This is a genomic window from Pollutimonas sp. M17 (genome assembly GCF_025836975.1).
GTDB lineage: Bacteria > Pseudomonadota > Gammaproteobacteria > Burkholderiales > Burkholderiaceae_B.
In genome coordinates this window covers 2,818,845-2,835,678 of sequence record NZ_CP107548.1, presented here as the reverse complement: position 1 = coordinate 2,835,678, position 16,834 = coordinate 2,818,845, and the positions used below count along the sequence as shown (strand labels likewise).

Below are 16,834 nucleotides of genomic sequence, written 5' to 3'. Positions count from 1 at the left end.
AGCCTAGGGTTTTGAATTAGGGTTGCAAGTTGTGCGCCAGGAGTTTCTTGCGCAAGGTGCTGCGGGTGATGCCCAGCATCTCGGCGGCCTTGGATTGATTGCCCTTGGATTGTTCAAGGGCGACTTGCAGAACCGGCCGCTCGACGCAGCTGATGACCATGGCGAGCATATCGCGCGGTTCCGAGTCGCCCAAGTCCGTGAAGTAGCGTTCAAGTTGGTCGCGTACCGATTGTTCCAGGGGGTTAGTTTTACTCATGATCCTAAGGTGTCGATGTTTTGTGGCGTACCGGCGCGGCGGGCCCCGGCGGCCCTGGCCATGATAGGCTCGTTGGGTGGATGGCGGTCAAACCATTGCTCTATGGCCAGGGCTTGATCGCGGGTGCTGCTTATTTGATTGATGCGCGGCAGGAATTCCCCGGCGTCGGGCATGTCGGCCAGATACCAGCCTATATGCTTGCGCGCCGACCGCACGCCAGTGAATTCCCCGTAAAACTGGTAATGGTCTTCCAGGTGATCGAGCAGGCAGTCGCGCAACTCGCCGTAGGTTGGCGCCGGCAAATGCCGCCCGCTGGCCAGGTAATGGCTGATCTCCCGGAAGATCCAGGGGCGTCCCTGCGCGGCCCTTCCGATCATGACCGCATCGGCCCCTGTGTACTCTAGTACGGATCTGGCTTTTTCGGGACTATCGATATCCCCATTGGCAACGACCGGAATCGTTACCGCCTGTTTTACCTCGCGTATCGTATCGTACTCCGCCTCTCCCTGGTACAGGTCGCAGCGGGTCCGGCCATGCAGGATGAGGGCGGCGATGCCGATGTCTTCGGCCATTTTCGCGATGCGCAGCGCATTGCGCGATTCGCGGTCCCAGCCGGTGCGCGTCTTCAGGGTGACCGGCACGTCCAGGGGCGCGCAGGCGTCGACCACGCTGCGCAGGATGCGGCTGACCTGGTTCTCGTCGCGCAGCAGCGCCGAGCCCGAGGCCACGTTGCATACCTTCTTTACCGGGCACCCCATATTGATGTCGATGATGCGGGCGCCTTTCTTGACGTTGAATAGGGCGGCCTCCGCCATCATTTCCGGGTCCGATCCGGCGATCTGCACGGCGATGGGGTCGATCTCGCCATCGTGGTTCAGCCGCCTGGAGGTCTTTACGCTGTCCCAGAGCCGGGGGTTGCTTGCCGCCATCTCGGACACGGCATAGCCCGCCCCCAGCGCCTTGCATAGCTTGCGGTAGGGGCGATCGGTCACGCCCGCCATGGGCGCGACGAAAACAGGGTTGGGAAGGGACCAGGAGCCGATGCGCATCGGGGGATTTTAACCCCCGATTCACTTGGCCGGCCGCAGGCTCAGGTACGCAAGCCCTGCAGCAGGTGCCGGGCCAGCGGATCGCGCAAGGGAGGCAGTATGTCCAGCGCCAGCAGGGCCAGGCCGCCGGCATGCTCGACCAGGGGATTGCCGGTGGCGAACACCCTGGGCAGAAAATCGGTGATGCCGGCGGTCAGCCAGCGGTCCGGCCTGCGCTGGCGGGCGAACTGCGCCAGCAGGCCGGCCGGATCGCTTTCAGGCCGGGCCAGCCAGGGCGACAGCGCCTGCGCCAGTTGAGCCACGTCGCGCAGGCCCAGGTTCAGGCCTTGCCCCGCCACAGGATGCAAGGTCTGGGCCGCGTTGCCGACGGCCACGCAGCGGGCATTGATCAACGAGGGGCCCGCGTGCATGCTCAGGGGAAACACATGCCGCTCGCCCAGGGGCTGGAAATGCCCCAGGCGGCTGCCGAACATGGCGTAAAGAGCCCGGGCGAAGTCCGTATCGTCCAGGGACCGGATGCGCTCGGCCTCGGCCGGCGGACAGCACCATACGACACCGTACAGGTCATCGCCGTGGGGATGGGGCAGGATGGCCAGCGGGCCGTTCCGGGTGAAGCGCTCGAACGCCCAAGCCTGCCGGGGACGCAGGGCTCGAACCGTGGCCAGCACGGCGGATTGACGGTAGCGGCGCTCTATCCCTTGGGGCCGGATGCCGTCGGACTGCACGGCCAGCGCGCTGCGCAGGCGGCTCGAGCCCAGGTCGAATTCGACCTGTCCCGCTGCCAGGGTCTGCGTGGGCGTGGCTTCGATCAGGCTCACGCCGCTGTCCAGAAGCGCCGCGTGCAGGCTGTACAGCAGGTCGTCGTAGCCCACCACGCTGCCCAGCCGGGGCACCCCCAGCTCATCGTACCGGATCAGGCTGCGTCCCAGGCGGCCGGCCTGCGAAACATGAACGGTACGGATATCGGCCGATGCCGCAGGCCAGGCGGCCAGTTGTTCCAGCAGTATGCGGCTGCCATGATTCAGCGCCAGGGTGCGCGGGTCTATGGCCATGCCGGCCTTCTCGGCCGCCGGGCCGCGGGATGCCGCAAAGCGCCGGCCTATCAGCGCGATCCGCTCCGGCCGTGGGGACTTCCGGGCCAGCGCCAGGGCCAGTGCGCTGCCCGCGGGGCCGGCGCCACTGATGGCGATATCGTATGTGGGCATATCCATGGGTGTTCCCCGCTCTACTACAATGCGCAAGATTGTAAGGTTCCGGGGCGCGCAGCCCGAAATGGCCAACAAGGTAGCTCATGACGCAATTTACCACTCCCGCCCGCCATCGAAGCAAGGCCGCCGCCGCCTGGCTGGCCTGCCTGCTGGGCGTGTTCGGCGCCCATTGGTGGTATGTGGGCCGGCCCCGGGCCTGGCTGTTCACGGCGTTTTCCGTGGCGATGCTGGTACTGGCCCAGTTCTATCCGGTATGGTGGGACAACCCCGCTTTCCTGCTCCTGATCGTTCCGGTCACCGAGGGCTATATCGAAGCCCTTGTGTTCGCGCTGAAGCCGGATGAATGGTTCGATGCCAAGTACAACCCCGGGTCCGGCCGCGTGAACCGCACAGGCTGGAATGCCGTCCTGGCCGCCATCGCCACCACCTTCTTCGGCGGCACCGTCCTGGTGTTCGGCATCGCCCTGATCGTGATGCATGTCTATACCGCCATGGGCTGGCTGGACGGCTACGTTTACTAGCAAGAGCCGGCCTGCCCGCCGCGCCCGGCTTATCTGATAGAATGCCACTTCTTTCCGTCATCGGGGAGTAGCCAGCCCCGGCATTGCCGGGGGGCTTGCATCAACATACTTGGTGAACCTTCACTATGGTGCAAGCGGTTGCGGCAGCCGCGCTGCCAGAATCAGGCGAGACCTTTGGCCATTGAGCGCCGCCTTTTGCCGGGCGGGCGTTTCAATGCGCCTTGGTTATCGTACGCCCGGCCTGATTCCCTATGCTGCTCACCCTGTTCCTGTTCATTGCCTCCGCCGTCGCCATCTACCTTGCCTGCGAATTCTTCGTCAACGGCGTCGAATGGGTGGGCTGCCGTCTGAAGCTGGGTGCGACCGCCGTGGGCACCATATTGGCCGCCTTCGGCACGGCGCTGCCCGAAAGCGCCGTCACCTTCGTCGCGGTGGTTTTCGGCAACACGCCCGAGCAAAAGGAAATCGGCGTCGGCGCGGCCCTGGGCGGCCCCCTAGTCCTTGCCACCCTGGCCTATGCGGTGGTGGGCTTCATCCTTTGGCGCAAAGCCCGCAGCGGACTGCCCTGTACCATCAATGCCGACCAGCGCCGGCTGGCCCGGGATCAGGCCTGGTTCCTGGGCATCTTTGTCGTGAAGATTGCGCTGGGACTGCTGGTCTTCGCCTGGAAGCCCTGGCTGGGCGTGCTGTTCCTGCTGGTGTATGCCGTGTACGTCAAGCGGGAGCTGAGCGCCGACGAGGGCGCGATGATCATGGAGGAGCTGGAGCCCCTGAAGCTGCGGCCGGGCAATCCATCCATGGGCTGGGCGCTGGTCCAGACCCTGCTGGCCCTGGCGGCGATCGCCGCCGCCTCCCATGTGTTCGTGCGGCAGATCGAAGCCATAGGCGGCTGGATGGGCATGGCGCCGCATATGGCCGCCTTGCTGCTGGCCCCCGTGGCCACCGAGCTTCCTGAAATCATGAACGCGCTGATCTGGGTCCGGCAGGGCAAGGAAAGGCTGGCCCTGGCCAATATTTCAGGCGCCATGATGATACAGGCCACCATACCCAGCGCCATGGCGATCTTCATGACGCCCTGGCTGCTGGATACGCCGCTGCTGGTGGCCGGCGGGCTGACCATGCTCAGCGTGGGCATGCTCTGGCTGGGCTTCCGGCGCGGGGCCATGCGCGTCCCCACGCTGGCCGGCGTCAGCGGCTTCTATGTGTTGTTCGCCGTCTTCGTCGTGCTGCGTTTCGCGGCCTAAGGGTTGTCCCTAGTGTTCTTGGACGTTACAATACAGGCTGTTCATTTTATAGGAGCTGTGCGGTGAATTCCGACCCCGGCGATAGTAGCAGCCGATCTTGCATCGGCTCATTCATCTCCAGGCGCGTCTAGGCAGCTAGCAGGCTACACCCAAGCACAGCTTCCGCCACGCCCTGGTTTTCAAGGGCGTGGCAGTCGAATCGAATGCATGGCATTCAGACTCCCGTCGTTTTTCAAGTGCTGAATCCGTCGCTCATGTAGTGACAGATTCTTGCGCCGCGCTTGCGGCGCGCATAAATACAGTGGGGGTTTTTATGCGTCTATTCAATTTGTTTTTGCGCCGTGCCGGCGTCCAAACGGCACCTACCCGTATTCCCAGCCCGGTATCGCGGCTTACCGTGGTTTGTCCGCACAATGTGCTGGCCGACGTCCGCAAGCAGATCTATCTCGATTTCGAGGCGGCCGGCCTGAGCGTGGCGGCGATGTCCGTCGACCGGGCTCAGCAGCAAGGACTGGCCCGGGCCTGCGTCACCATCAAATGCCCGCCCGAGCTCCGTTCGGTGCTGATGTCGCAGGCGCGCCAGCTTAGTTCCTTTCCCGGCGTGCATCAGGTGCAATGGGGTGACCGCCGCCATATTGCTTTAAACTAGGCCCGTTCGCGCTTACTGGATTTTGCCCCATGAATTTGATCGATTGGCTTACGCCTTGGGAATTTTCTCCAACGCTGCTGCTGATGTTCTTCATGGGCATCTGCCTGTTCGTGCGCGGAACCCGGGTGCACCGCGTCAGCAAGACGCGGCAGGCTTTTTTCTGGATCGGCCTGGTCTTCCTGTACCTGTCCCTGCATACGCGCATCGACTACTACGCCGAGCGCATGTTCTTCATCCACCGGCTCCAGCACCTGGTGCTGCATCACCTGGGGCCCTTGCTGATCATGGGCGCCTACCCGGGCCAGGTATTGCGGGCGGGCCTGCCCATGTCGTGGCGCCTGCGCCTGCGCGATTTCCGCGCCAGCGCCGCGGGGCGCGGCCTGGAAGCGGTCCTGACCAACAAATACCTCGTCCCTTTCCTGTTCGTGGTCCTGGTCATCGGCTTCCTGATTCCCACAGTCCAGTTCTATTCCATGCTGGACTGGCGCCTGTACCGCTTCATGAACTGGTCCGTGGTCATCAGCGGCTTCATGTACTGGAATCTCATTCTCGATCGCCGGCCCAGCCCGCCCGCGGTCCTGTCGCCGGGCGGCCGCATCATTTCGCCGGTGGTGACCATGGTTCCCCAGATGGTGGTGGGCGCCGTCATCACGTTCACCGAGCACGACCTGTACCCCATCTTCGACCTTTGCGGCCGCGCCATACCCGGCATGACGGCGGTGACCGACCAGGCCATCGGCGGACTGACCATGTGGGTGCTGGCCGGTTTCGTCGAAGTGTTCGGACTGCTGTTCGCGCTGGCCACGCTCATGCGCCTGTCGGCCAGGAACCGCTTGCCGAACAAGCAGGACATCAAGCGGGCCAAGCAGGCCGCCATTATTTCAGCCACCTGATTCCCTTCGCCACGGACACATGACCGCCGCAAGACCTTCCTTACGCATCACGTTCCGCTCCCGTTTGCTGTGTGCCGGCCTGGCCGCCTCCATGGCGGTCTGGTCCATGCCCCTGGCGGCGCAGCCCATGGGTATTCCCAGCATGGGGTCGGCGTCGTCGGCCGAGCTTTCTCCCGCGCTGGAGCGCACCCTGGGCGACGCCATCATGGAGCAGGGGCGGCGCGATCCCACCTATATCGCCGATCCCGACGTAAGCCAATACCTGACCGACATGGGGCGGCGGCTGGCGGCGCATGCGCCGGGCGGTTCGCCGCAGCACATCACGGTGTTCGGCGTGCGCGATGCGCAGATCAACGCCTTTGCGCTGCCGGGCGGCTATATCGGCGTGAACAGCGGCCTGGTGGTCGCGGCGCAAAGCGAATCCGAACTGGCCTCGGTGATCGCCCACGAAATCGGGCACGTCGTCCAGCGGCATATCGCCCGGGGCATGACGCAGCGTTCGCAGAGCAGCGGCGTCATGATGGCGGCGCTTGCGGCCGCGCTGCTGGCCGCCTTGTCGGGCAGTGGCGACCTGGCCATGGGCGTGGCCGCTTTCGGCCAGGCCGCGGCCGTCGACCGGCAATTGGGTTTTTCACGCCAGGCCGAGCAGGAGGCGGACCGGGCCGGGTTCGAGATGATGCGCAAGACCGGCTTCGATCCGGGGGGCATGGTCCGCATGTTCAATCAGCTCAGCAACGCCTCGCGGCTGAACGAAGGCATGGGTGGGGGTGGCTACACCAGCACCCATCCCTTGTCCATACAGCGCATGTCCGACATCCAGAATCGCGTCAGCGAACTGCCCGCCGTGCACCACCGGGATACGGACACGTTCTGGTACGTTCGCGCCAAGCTGCGCGTAGCACAGGCCCGCGACAGCAGCCAGGCGCTGCGCCTGGCCATGGAAAAACTGCAGCTGGATGCGCGACAGGCAAGCGGCGTGGAGCAATCGGCCGCCTGGTATGGCCTGGCCTATGCCGACTGGCAGAAGAAAGACCTGCCGGCGGCCCGCCAGGCGCTGGACCAGGCCCGGGAAGGCGGCCGCAACTCGCCGGAAATCGCCGCTTTGTCCATTGCCCTGGCGTTGGCGCAGGGGGACCAGGTCCAGGCCTTGGCGCAGGCCCAGGCCGCGTGGGAGCGTTGGCCCGACAGCCAGGGCATCGCCCTGGCGCGCGTCGACGCCATGCAGAAAACCGGACGGGACCAGGAGGCCGTGACCTTCCTGGCGCAGCGGATCAAACAGTGGCCCGAATTGCCGCGGCTCTATCAATTGCAGGCGCAAAGCCAGGAGCGGCTGGGGCAGAAGGTGGCGGCGCGGCGCACCATGGCTTCTTATTATGAATTGACCGGCGCCCTGCCGACCGCCGTAGAGCAATTGCAGCAGGCGCGCGGCATGAGCAAAGACTTCTATGTGCAGTCCGAACTCGATGTGCAGATACGCACGCTCAAGGAGCGCCTGAAATCGGATCGCGAACTGCTGGAGCGCTTCAAGTCATCCTAGCGTGCCGCTCGGCGCATGCCCGTCTTCGGCGGCTGCGCGACAAGGCCGCGAGGGCTTACGTGCCGGTCTCGAAGAAGCGCGCCAGCCGCGCCGGCAGCCAGCCTATGTGACCGGGGAAGGGATGGGTGACGAATCCCACATGGCCGCCCTCGGCCGGCTGGTGCAGCAAAATCGACGATGAACAATCCTGCGAGCCCGGCAGCGACGGCTCGGGGATGAAGGGGTCGTTGCGGGCATTGAGCAGCAGGGTGGGCACGGCGATGTTTTTCAGGTGGGGCTTGCTGGATGCCCGGGTCCAGTAGTCGAGCGCGTTCTTGTAGCCATGCATGGGCGCGGTATACAGATCGTCGAATTCGCGCAGGCTTCTTGCCTGGTTGATGCGCAGCACATCGATGTTGCCTGGAAAGCGCTTTGCCTTCTCGTGCATCTTGATCTTCATCGTCTTCAGGAAGTAGCGCGAATACAGCTTCTTCCCCAGCCATGATTCCGACAGGCAGTTGCCGCAGGCGACCAGGTCCAGCGGCACCGAGACCGCCGCACAGGCGGCAAGCCACGCGGGCTCGCCCGCCTGTTCGCCCAGATACTTGAGCATGGCGTTGCCGCCCATGGAAACCCCCACGGCATGCCAGCGGGCGCCCGGCACGCGCTGCCTTACCGTGCGCAGGATGAAATCGATGTCCGCCGAGTCGCCGGAATAATAAGCGCGCGCCATGCGATTGGGAAAGCCTGAGCATCCACGGAAGTGCGCAATGACCACGACCCAGCCGCGCGCCCGGAAATGCTGGGCGATGGCCTGGGCGTAATGGCTGCGGCTGCTGCCTTCCAGCCCGTGGAACAGCACCAGCGCATGGGTGCCGGCATCGCGGGGCGTGCCTGTCCAGTCGTCGTCCTGCATCCAGCGCCGGGCCGCGGTGCCGGCCAGCCGGGTGTCGGGCTTTGCCGCCTGGCCATTTGCAAGGCGGTCGGAGAACAGCCCCGGTCCCGTCCAGTCGAAATCCAGGAAGTCCCCGTCGGGCGTATCGACGCGTTCGCGCACGAAGGCGATGCGGTGATAGCGCGCAACCAGCGCCCCATACAGCGTTTGCAGGTGTCCCCCAGGAAGCCAGGCCGGCGTGGGACAGGCGGAAGTGTCGAACGTTGCTGTCACGGCCCGCCTTCAGTGTAGGGTGCCGGGCCGGTCTTGCAGATCGAACAGTCCGGCGTCCTGGGGCGCGTGCGAGGCGTGATGAAGAATCATTTTCCAGCCGGCGGGGCCCTTGCTGAAGATGTTGGTCGTGTAGCAGTGCGCCGACTTCTCGCCCTGGGCCGTGGCGACCGTGATCTGTTCGATCAGTACATGGATGGAGTTCATGACGCTGGTCATGATCATGGGGCGTATCGGGTGAATGGTTACCGGGCCGTTTGCAAAGATCTGCTGCCATGCGCTTTGCATGGCGTCGTGCCCGATGGTGCGCATGCCGCCGGGGTGGATGCAGACGACTTCCTCGTCGTCGGCCCAGACGCGCATCATCAGGTTCAGATCGGCTTGCCGCAGCGCTTCGTAGAACGCTTGCTCTGCCTCTTGTGGCGTTGTAAACATAGACGGAAAACCATAGGGAAGTGGCGGCCCGATGCCGCGGCGGTCATGGGTGGCGGCTATGCGCCGCAGGCCTTCAATGCCCGTGAACCTTTTCGCCTTCTTTCAATTGATAGGAGGCGCCGCAATACTGGCAAATTGCCTTGCCCGTCTTGACCACTTCGATGTATATGCGCGGATGCATGCTCCATAAAGGGGCTTTGGGCCCCGGGCAGTACAGGGGCAAATCCTTGGCTTCAACGAAAATGGTCTCGTCCTTGGGGACGGCGGGTGTCTGGGCGCTGCTCATGGTTGGGATCCTGGAAAATGAATCTGTTCTCGGGTGATCGGTGGTTCTAGACTTTGCTTAGCCAGTGATGGTACTTGGCATTCTTGCCGTTGACGATGTCGAAGAAGGCCTTTTGCAGTTGCTCGGTGATGGGGCCGCGGCTGCCCGTGCCTATGCGCCGGCGATCCACTTCGCGGATGGGCGTCACTTCGGCGGCCGTGCCGCTGAAAAAGGCTTCGTCCGCGATATAAAGGTCGTCGCGCGTCAGGCGCTTGGTCTGCAAGGGTATGCCCAGGTCGGCGGCCAGCGTATGGATGGTCGAGCGGGTGATGCCTGTCAGCGCCGATGCGATTTCGGGTTCGCACAGGACGCCGTCCTTGACGATGAAGATGTTCTCGCCCGAGCCTTCGGCCACGAAGCCCTCGGTATCGAGCAGGATGGCTTCATCGTAGCCGTGCTCCAGTGCTTCGTTGTTGGCCAGGATGGAATTGGCGTAGGTGCTGGCCAGCTTGGCGCGCGGCATGGTCACGTTGACGTGCTGGCGCGCATAGGACGAGATCTTTACGCGTATGCCCTGGCGCAGCGCCTCTTCGCCCAGGTAGGCGCCCCAGGGCCAGGCGGCGATGGCCACATGGACCGTTGCGCCTTTGGGCGAGACCCCCATTTTTTCCGAGCCGTAGAAGACCAGAGGGCGGATGTAGCAGGATTCCAGCTTGTTCTCGCGCACCACCTGCAGCTGCGCGGCATTGATGGCGTCCTGGTCGTAGGGGATATCCATTTGATAGATATGCGCCGAATTGAACAGGCGCCGGGTGTGGTCCTGGAGGCGGAATATCGCGGTACCGATGTCGGTATCGTAGGCGCGCACGCCCTCGAAAACGGCCAGGCCGTAATGCAGGGAGTGGGTCAGCACGTGGGTCGTGGCGTCGCGCCAAGGCACGAGCTTGCCGTCATACCAAATGAAACCATCGCGATCGGACATCGACATTGCGCTCTCCCAAAGATGAGGCTTGATTGTACCAAGGGCGGGAGCCTTACAATACACGCTTTTCTTGCAAGGCGGCAGGGCAGTGTTGCGGTACAGAATTCCTTCGTGGTGGCCGGATGCCTCCAGAAGACACAGCTTCAGGGCGGGTTTCGTCGACGTCATTCCGGCCCTCATCGCCACCAGCACATGGGGTTTCGTCACCGGCATCGCGCTGGTCAAGTCGGGACTTACCGAAAGCATGGCCACCTTGATGACGCTGACGGTATTCGCCGGGTCGGCGCAGCTGACCTCCCTGCCGCTGATCGAGTCCTCGGCGCCGCTCTGGCTCATTTTCGCCGCCGGCATGGTGGTGAACATCCGCTTCGTCATCTTCGGCGCCGCGCTGCATCCTTATTTCCGCCACATGCGCTGGCCCAGGCGCCTGGTGCTGGGCTACCTGTCCAGCGACATTTCGTTTGTATTGTTCATGGCCCGCTATGGCGACAGCAAAATAAAGGGCGGCCCGGAGCAATTGTGGTATTTCCTGGGCATCATCGTTCCGGGCTGGATAGGGTGGAACACCTTTTCGCTTCTGGGAATTTTCCTTGGCTCATTCATTCCGGCCAGCTGGTCGCTGGACTTTGCGGCGATCCTGGCGCTCATGGCCATCATCATTCCTCTGGTCAAGACCCGCCCCATGGCGATGTGCCTGATCGTGGCGGGCGTCATTGCCTGGGTAGGCCAGCCCTTGCCGCTGCGGATGGGCCTGGCCGCGGCGGTGGCGGGCGGCGTGCTCGCGGGCGTGCTGACCGAGAAGCTGCTGCACACGAAACACCGGAGAGGCGCATGACCGGCGATCTCGACTATGACCTGTACATCCTGGGCGTCATCGGCCTGCTGACCCTGTGCAGCGTGCTGACACGTGCCGGCTACTTTCTTTTCGGCGACTATCTTCCCTTGAGCGAGCCGGTCAGGCGCGCCCTGCGCTATGCGCCGACGGCCGCGCTGATCGCCATCGTCGTGCCGGAGCTCCTTCCATGGCGGGCCGGCGCCGGCCCCGCATTCGACATCAAGGTGGTGGCCGCCCTGGTCGCCATCCTGGTGTTCTGGCGCACCCGCAGCACCGTGCTCATCATCGTGGGCGGAATGGTGGCTTACTGGCTATTGAAGGCCCTGTTCTAGCAAGCAGCCGGGCAGCATCGGCACGCCTGGGGGCGGCGCCGCAAATCGTATGCTTTTAGCGACACTTGGCCGCTTTTATGCCTGCCTTGGGCCGGACTGGAGGGATCAACGGCGGAATGCGCCCCGTGCTGCGTTAAAATAGCCGGGTTAAGAGAGCCGCGGACGGGATTTTCCCGATTCGGGTGCAAACCATTTTCAATGACAGACACTACACCTAAACAAGCCGATACTCCCGCCGTCACTTTTTCCAGCTTCGGCCTGCATCCCAGCATTCTTTTGGCAGTCGCCGAAACCGGATACACCACCCCTACGCCCATCCAGGCCCAGGCCATGCCCAATGTCATGGACGGGCGCGATGTCATGGGAGCCGCGCAAACCGGCACGGGCAAGACGGCCGCGTTCACATTGCCGATTCTTCATCGGCTGATGCAGTTCGCCAATACCAGCGCCTCGCCGGCGCGCCACCCGGTGCGCGCCCTGATCCTGACGCCCACGCGCGAACTGGCCGACCAGGTGGCCGCCAGTGTTTCCATCTACAGCAAAGCCACGCCCTTGCGCTCCGCCGTCGTCTTCGGCGGCGTGGACATCGGCCCCCAGCGCGATGCCTTGCGGCGCGGATGCGAGATCCTGATCGCCACGCCGGGCCGCCTGCTGGACCACATAGAGCAGAAGAACGTGAATCTGAGCCAGGTGGGCATACTGGTTCTGGATGAAGCCGACCGCATGCTGGACATGGGCTTCCTGCCCGACCTGGACCGCATCGTGCGCCTGCTTCCGGCCAAGCGCCAGGGCCTGCTTTTTTCAGCCACCTTCAGCAACGAAATCCGCAAGCTGGCGCGCAGCTTCCTGTCCAACCCCGTCGAGATCGAGGTGGCGGCACGCAACGCCACGGCCGATACCGTGACGCAAATCGCCTATCCGCTGTCGGGCAATGAAAAGCGCGCGGCCGTCGTGCATCTGGTGAAGTCGCGCGGCTTCAACCAGGTCATCGTTTTTTCGAACACCAAGATAGGCACGGGCCGCCTGGCGCGCGAGCTGGTGCGCGACGGCGTGAAGGCCGAGTCCATACACGGCGATAAAAGCCAGCTGGACCGCATGAAGGCGCTGGACGCCTTCAAGGCCGGCGAGCTCGAGGTGCTGGTGGCCACCGACGTGGCCGCGCGCGGCCTGGACGTGGCCGGCGTGCCTTGCGTCATCAACTACGACCTGCCCTACAACGCGGAAGACTACGTGCACCGTATCGGCCGCACCGGCCGGGCGGGCAAGACCGGCGAGGCGATCGCATTTTTCACGCCCGAGGAAGAGCGTTATCTGCTCGACATCGAGAAGCTCATCAAGGCCAAGATTCCCCGCGGCCAATTGGCCTTGCCGGCGGCATCTCACCGCAGGCCGCCGGTATCCGGCCGGGGCGAGCGCCGCGGCGGGTACGCCTCCGGTGCGGCTTCCTCCAAGCCGGTGGACGAGTTCTTCTTCAAGCCTTATGTGCCTTCCGCCACATCCGGCGTGGCCGAGACGGCCAAGCCCAAGGCGGTTCCCGCCGCTCCCAGGAAGTCGGTGGGCGTGCTGCTGGGCGGCAGGCGCTAATTTCCGTTCGCGACAGCCGGCCCCAGCAGCGCATGCAGGGGGCCGGGGCCGCTCAGCGAAACGGGCGCATGTTCTTCCAGGCTTCGGATCAGCCTGTCCAGATGGCCGATGTGGGGCAGCATCGTGCCGAAAAACAGGTTCCCCTCGGGAGACTGTATCAACAGGGTCGGAAAATTTTCGACATCCTCGTCCCCCAGCAGTTCGGGATTTTCTTCAATATCTATCCATACGAAGGCATGGGCGGGCCATTTCTCGGCCAGCGCCTGGAACTGCGGACGGTACTCCGAACAGGTATCGCACCAGGCCGCGCAATAGCAGGCCACGGTCAGGCCGCCGCCGTCCTGAAGACGATGCAGCAGCGCGTGCTTGTCATGTATGGGATCGAACACTGGCATAGAGACAAATGGCATCCGGTTTGACTATGATAGTCGGGTCGTTATTTCAAGGTTACTTATGAGCGATTCCAAGCTTGCCTTGCGCCTTCGGCCGTCCGCGCCGACCGGCTTGTCGGCGGTAGGCCTGGCCTTCAAGCGCGCCCTGGTTTCCCAGTGCCACCCCAAAATGCTGGCGGCGCTGTTCCTGCCCTTCATCATTGCGCTGCTGGGGGCCATTATATTGCTTTGGGCATTCTGGACGCCCCTGACGGGCTGGCTCAACATGCAGGCCGCCGACTGGGAAATCATCAACGAAGTCGATCAATGGCTGCTGGCGATCGGCCTGTTCTCGATCAAGCTCTACCTCATCCCCATGCTGGCCGTGGCCATACTGCTGCCGCTGTCAGGCATTCTTGGCCTGGTCATCGCCGCCGTCTTCGTCATGCCCATCGTGCTGCGCCATCTGGAAAAGCGCGACTACCGGGGCCTTTCGCGCCAGGGCCAGTTCTCCACCGCCGTCGGAACCTGGAATGCGATCTGGGTGGGAGGGCTGTTCGCCCTCGGCTGGCTCGTGACCATGCCTTTGTGGCTGATCCCGCCCATGCCCGTGCTGCTTCCCATCTTCTGGTGGACCTTCGCCTTCACCCGCATGCTGCGCGTCGATGCCGCCATCGAGCACGCCAGTCCGCAGGAAAGGCGCATGCTGTGGCGCAGGCACAACCGGCAGCTCTGGCTGATCGGCTTCATCCTGTCGCTCATCAATCTGTTTCCGCCGGCCTGGCTGGTGCTGCCGGTTTTTTCCGCGCTGGTATTCGCCCATTTCAGCCTGGAAGCGCTGCGGCAGTTGCGGGCGCATAATGTCATCGATCCAAAAACGGAATAACAAGGAAGGGACGTGCAATGAAAGTAGCAACGGGGACCAGGCTGCGCTTGATCATCATCGGCGACGAGATCCTGTCGGGCCGCCGCCAGGACAAGCATTTTTCTAAACTCGTCGAGTTGCTTTCCCAGCGGGGCATGCAGCTGGGCGGGGCGGAGTTCATTTCAGACGAGCGCGAAACCATCGCCGCGACCCTGGCGCGCAGCTTCGCCACAGACGACGCGGTGTTCTGCTGTGGCGGCATCGGCGCCACGCCCGACGATCAGACCCGCCAGGCAGCCGCCCAGGCGCTGGGAGTCGGGCTGGAACTGCATCCCGAGGCGGCGCGCCTCATCGCCGAGCGCTGTGCCGACAACGAGCGGCGCGGCCAGGGCAGTGGCGACATGTCGCTGCCCGAGAATCAGCAGCGCCTTCAAATGGGGGTGTTCCCCGTGGGGGCGGAGATCGTGCCCAACCCCTACAACAAGATCCCGGGCTTCTTCATCAAGGACCACACCTTCATGCCGGGCTTTCCCGTCATGGCCTGGCCCATGATGGAGTGGACGCTGGACACGCGCTACAGCCACCTGCATCACGCCGTGACCCGCGTCGAGCATTCCTTCCTGGCCTTCAAGGTGCCGGAATCGCGCATTACGCCGGCATTGGAAGAACTGGAAAAACGCTGGCCGGGCATCAAGGCCTTCAGCCTGCCCAGCATGGGTGAAACCGGCCATCCGCATATCGACCTGGGCGTGAAGGGCGAACCCAAGGCCGCCGCCGAAGCCCTGGACTATCTGCGCGCCGAAGTGCTGCGGGTTGGCGGACAACTCAATCCCCCGGAAAAATAAGGCTTGCCAAACCGGGAGGTTTTTTCATATTATGGAATTGTTGCGTTGCGTCAAAAATAAGACTATGCCACGATCCTCTCTGCTTTCACCCGGTTTCAACGGCGCCCCCGCCATCAACCCGTCGGCCATCACCATACAAGTGCTCGAGCGCGCCATGCTGCTGCTCGACGTGCTGGCCAAACGCTCCGATCCGGTGCCGCTGAAGGATCTGGCCGCCGCCACCGGCCTGCATACCTCCACCACGCATCGCATATTGAACGACCTGGTCGTGGGCCGCTACGTCGAGCGGGTGGACAGCGGCCTGTATCAATTGGGCATGCGCCTGCTGGAGCTCGGTTCACTGGTAAAGGGCCGGCTGAACGTGCGGGAAGTCGCCCTGGAACCCATGCGCGAACTGCACAAGCTTACCGGCCAGACCATCAACCTGTCCTTGCAGCAAGGCGATGAAATCGTCTACATAGAGCGGGCCTGGAGCGAACGTTCGGGCATGCAGGTGGTCCGCGCCATAGGCGGGCGGGCGCCCTTGCACCTGACGTCCACCGGGAAACTGTTCCTGTCCGTCAGCGATCCGCGTCAGGTCAAGGCCTATGCCATGCGCACGGGGCTGGCCGGCACGACGCGCAACAGCATCACCCAGACAGACCAGCTCGAGCGCGATCTGGCCCAGGTGCGCCGCCACGGCTACTCGCGCGACAATGAAGAACTGGAATTGGGCGTGCGATGCATCGCGGCCGGCGTATACGATGACAGCGGCAAGTTGCAGGCGGGCCTGTCGATATCCGCTCCCGCCGAACGCATGCGCGACGAATGGATACCCATCTTGCTGCGCACCGCCGCCCAGATCTCCGAAGCGCTGGGCTACGAGGCCGACCACTAGGCCTGCCCCGGGTGCCGGCAAATCAACGTCCACGGGGTTCCGTCGTGCGAATATCGTTGTTGACGTGCCTGGCCATGCTGGCATTTGCCAGCAATTCCGTCCTGTGCCGCTTGGCGCTTAAAGACGCGCACATCGATCCACTGGCATTCACCATGCTGCGGCTGGCGAGCGGCGCATTGATCCTTAGCATACTTGCCTGGTGCCGTTCCACGGCGATTCGAAGAGCCGGCAGTTGGCCGGGAGCGGTCGCCTTGTTCCTCTATGCAATCACCTTTTCCCTGGCTTATGTTGGAATGGATGCCGGCGCAGGCGCCTTGCTATTGTTCGGCGTAGTGCAACTGACCATGCTTCTGTATGGCATCGCCAAGGGCGAACGGCTGGCGGCATTGGCTATGCTCGGTTTGCTCATAAGCATCGTGGGCCTCGTCTATTTGCTGTTGCCCGGCAGCACCGCGCCGCCGCTGGGTAGCGCGGCACTGATGATTATTGCCGGCATCGCGTGGGGTGCTTATTCCCTTTTGGGCAAGAGCGAGGGAGGCCCGCTTGCAACGACGGCGGGCAATTTTGCGCGGGCGCTTCCTTTGAGCCTGCTCTGCGCAGCACCCTTTGCCACAACCTTGCAATGGGATGGGCGGGGCGTGCTTTATGCCGTATTGTCCGGCGCAGTGGCGTCCGGCCTGGGCTACGCCGTCTGGTACGGCGTCATGAAGCACCTTCCGGTACTGAAGGCCAGCACGGTGCAATTGACCGTGCCGGTCCTGAGCGTGCTGGCCGGCGTCGCACTCCTGGACGAAGCCTTGACGCCGCGCATTGTGCTTGCCTGCGCGGCCGTGCTGGGCGGTATCGCCGTGGTTCTGGCCAGCAAGCAGCGCTTGCGTGGCTAAGGTTCGCCAATGCGGGATTCATCTTCAATAAAAAACCGCCCCGGCTTTGGAAGCCGGG

20 protein-coding genes and 1 riboswitch are annotated in these 16,834 nt (G+C 63.7%); of the genes, 12 read left to right on the top strand and 8 right to left on the bottom strand.

Annotated features, from left to right (window positions below; genetic code table 11):
* Nucleotides 1-16: 16 nt before the first annotated feature.
* Genes OEG81_RS13370 through OEG81_RS13360 form a run of 3 tightly spaced genes read right to left on the bottom strand, consistent with a single transcriptional unit; the run spans nucleotide 17 to nucleotide 2,516 of the window.
* Nucleotides 17-256, bottom strand: a complete 240-nt coding sequence (locus OEG81_RS13370) for a helix-turn-helix domain-containing protein (RefSeq protein ID WP_264129754.1) — start codon at nucleotides 254-256, stop codon at nucleotides 17-19.
* Complete coding sequence (dusB, locus tag OEG81_RS13365; RefSeq protein ID WP_264129753.1) at nucleotides 253-1,305, bottom strand: tRNA dihydrouridine synthase DusB; 1,053 nt, start codon at nucleotides 1,303-1,305, stop codon at nucleotides 253-255. Before dusB ends, OEG81_RS13370 begins: the two co-directional genes overlap by 4 nt.
* 41 nt (nucleotides 1,306-1,346) lie before the next feature.
* Nucleotides 1,347-2,516 carry an FAD-dependent monooxygenase gene (locus OEG81_RS13360; RefSeq protein ID WP_264129752.1) on the bottom strand — a complete coding sequence of 390 codons (1,170 nt, stop codon included), beginning with the start codon at nucleotides 2,514-2,516 and terminating at the stop codon, nucleotides 1,347-1,349.
* 80 nt (nucleotides 2,517-2,596) lie between these two features.
* On the opposite strand from OEG81_RS13360, the gene OEG81_RS13355 reads away from it, so the two are divergent.
* The 5 genes from OEG81_RS13355 to OEG81_RS13335 all read left to right on the top strand — a co-directional run bounded on the left by OEG81_RS13355 (nucleotide 2,597) and on the right by OEG81_RS13335 (nucleotide 7,357).
* Nucleotides 2,597-3,034 (top strand): NINE protein, encoded by a 438-nt coding sequence (locus OEG81_RS13355; protein WP_264129750.1) that lies wholly within the window; start codon nucleotides 2,597-2,599, stop codon nucleotides 3,032-3,034.
* Between the two features lie 50 nt (nucleotides 3,035-3,084).
* Nucleotides 3,085-3,183: riboswitch (yybP-ykoY riboswitch) on the top strand.
* Between the two features lie 102 nt (nucleotides 3,184-3,285).
* Nucleotides 3,286-4,278: a sodium:calcium antiporter gene (locus tag OEG81_RS13350; RefSeq protein ID WP_264129749.1), complete on the top strand. Its 993-nt coding sequence runs from the start codon at nucleotides 3,286-3,288 to the stop codon at nucleotides 4,276-4,278.
* Between the two features lie 313 nt (nucleotides 4,279-4,591).
* Nucleotides 4,592-4,927 (top strand): hypothetical protein, encoded by a 336-nt coding sequence (locus OEG81_RS13345; RefSeq protein WP_264129748.1) that lies wholly within the window; start codon nucleotides 4,592-4,594, stop codon nucleotides 4,925-4,927.
* Nucleotides 4,928-4,956: 29 nt separating this feature from the next.
* Nucleotides 4,957-5,820 (top strand): cytochrome c oxidase assembly protein, encoded by an 864-nt coding sequence (locus OEG81_RS13340; protein WP_264129747.1) that lies wholly within the window; start codon nucleotides 4,957-4,959, stop codon nucleotides 5,818-5,820.
* A gap of 19 nt (nucleotides 5,821-5,839) precedes the next feature.
* Complete coding sequence (locus tag OEG81_RS13335) at nucleotides 5,840-7,357, top strand: M48 family metalloprotease (RefSeq protein ID WP_412034068.1); 1,518 nt, start codon at nucleotides 5,840-5,842, stop codon at nucleotides 7,355-7,357.
* 55 nt (nucleotides 7,358-7,412) lie between these two features.
* Here OEG81_RS13335 and OEG81_RS13330 read toward each other — a convergent pair whose 3' ends face one another.
* The 4 genes from OEG81_RS13330 to OEG81_RS13315 form a co-directional block, all read right to left on the bottom strand.
* A complete protein-coding gene (locus tag OEG81_RS13330; protein WP_264129746.1) occupies nucleotides 7,413-8,504 on the bottom strand; it encodes a YheT family hydrolase in 1,092 nt (363 codons plus the stop codon).
* Between the two features lie 9 nt (nucleotides 8,505-8,513).
* The gene (locus tag OEG81_RS13325; protein WP_264129744.1) at nucleotides 8,514-8,936 is read right to left on the bottom strand and encodes a YybH family protein; all 423 of its coding nucleotides are present in this window, start codon (nucleotides 8,934-8,936) and stop codon (nucleotides 8,514-8,516) included.
* 73 nt (nucleotides 8,937-9,009) lie between these two features.
* The gene (locus tag OEG81_RS13320; protein WP_264129743.1) at nucleotides 9,010-9,222 is read right to left on the bottom strand and encodes a zinc-finger domain-containing protein; all 213 of its coding nucleotides are present in this window, start codon (nucleotides 9,220-9,222) and stop codon (nucleotides 9,010-9,012) included.
* 46 nt (nucleotides 9,223-9,268) lie between these two features.
* The gene (locus OEG81_RS13315) at nucleotides 9,269-10,189 is read right to left on the bottom strand and encodes a branched-chain amino acid transaminase (RefSeq protein WP_264129742.1); all 921 of its coding nucleotides are present in this window, start codon (nucleotides 10,187-10,189) and stop codon (nucleotides 9,269-9,271) included.
* Nucleotides 10,190-10,286: 97 nt separating this feature from the next.
* Between OEG81_RS13315 and OEG81_RS13310 the strand changes: the two genes are divergently transcribed.
* From OEG81_RS13310 to OEG81_RS13300, 3 genes are all read left to right on the top strand, one after another.
* Nucleotides 10,287-11,018: an AzlC family ABC transporter permease gene (locus OEG81_RS13310; RefSeq protein WP_264132597.1), complete on the top strand. Its 732-nt coding sequence runs from the start codon at nucleotides 10,287-10,289 to the stop codon at nucleotides 11,016-11,018.
* Entirely contained in the window at nucleotides 11,015-11,350 is a 336-nt protein-coding gene (locus OEG81_RS13305; RefSeq protein WP_264129741.1) for an AzlD domain-containing protein, read from the top strand. The genes OEG81_RS13310 and OEG81_RS13305 overlap by 4 nt, the downstream gene beginning before the upstream one ends.
* Nucleotides 11,351-11,548: 198 nt before the next feature.
* Nucleotides 11,549-12,934 (top strand): DEAD/DEAH box helicase, encoded by a 1,386-nt coding sequence (locus OEG81_RS13300; protein ID WP_264129740.1) that lies wholly within the window; start codon nucleotides 11,549-11,551, stop codon nucleotides 12,932-12,934.
* On the opposite strand, the gene OEG81_RS13295 is transcribed toward OEG81_RS13300, so the two are convergent.
* Entirely contained in the window at nucleotides 12,931-13,329 is a 399-nt protein-coding gene (locus OEG81_RS13295; RefSeq protein ID WP_264129738.1) for a thioredoxin family protein, read from the bottom strand. The genes OEG81_RS13300 and OEG81_RS13295 overlap by 4 nt on opposite strands.
* 58 nt (nucleotides 13,330-13,387) lie before the next feature.
* Here OEG81_RS13295 and OEG81_RS13290 point away from each other — a divergent pair, with 58 nt between their 5' ends.
* From OEG81_RS13290 to OEG81_RS13275, 4 genes are all read left to right on the top strand, one after another.
* Entirely contained in the window at nucleotides 13,388-14,191 is an 804-nt protein-coding gene (locus OEG81_RS13290) for an EI24 domain-containing protein (RefSeq protein WP_264129737.1), read from the top strand.
* Nucleotides 14,192-14,208: 17 nt separating this feature from the next.
* A complete protein-coding gene (locus tag OEG81_RS13285; RefSeq protein WP_264129736.1) occupies nucleotides 14,209-15,015 on the top strand; it encodes a competence/damage-inducible protein A in 807 nt (268 codons plus the stop codon).
* Nucleotides 15,016-15,169: 154 nt separating this feature from the next.
* The gene (locus tag OEG81_RS13280; protein ID WP_264132596.1) at nucleotides 15,170-15,892 is read left to right on the top strand and encodes an IclR family transcriptional regulator; all 723 of its coding nucleotides are present in this window, start codon (nucleotides 15,170-15,172) and stop codon (nucleotides 15,890-15,892) included.
* Between the two features lie 44 nt (nucleotides 15,893-15,936).
* Entirely contained in the window at nucleotides 15,937-16,776 is an 840-nt protein-coding gene (locus tag OEG81_RS13275; RefSeq protein ID WP_264129735.1) for a DMT family transporter, read from the top strand.
* The last annotated feature ends 58 nt before the right edge of the window (nucleotides 16,777-16,834 follow it).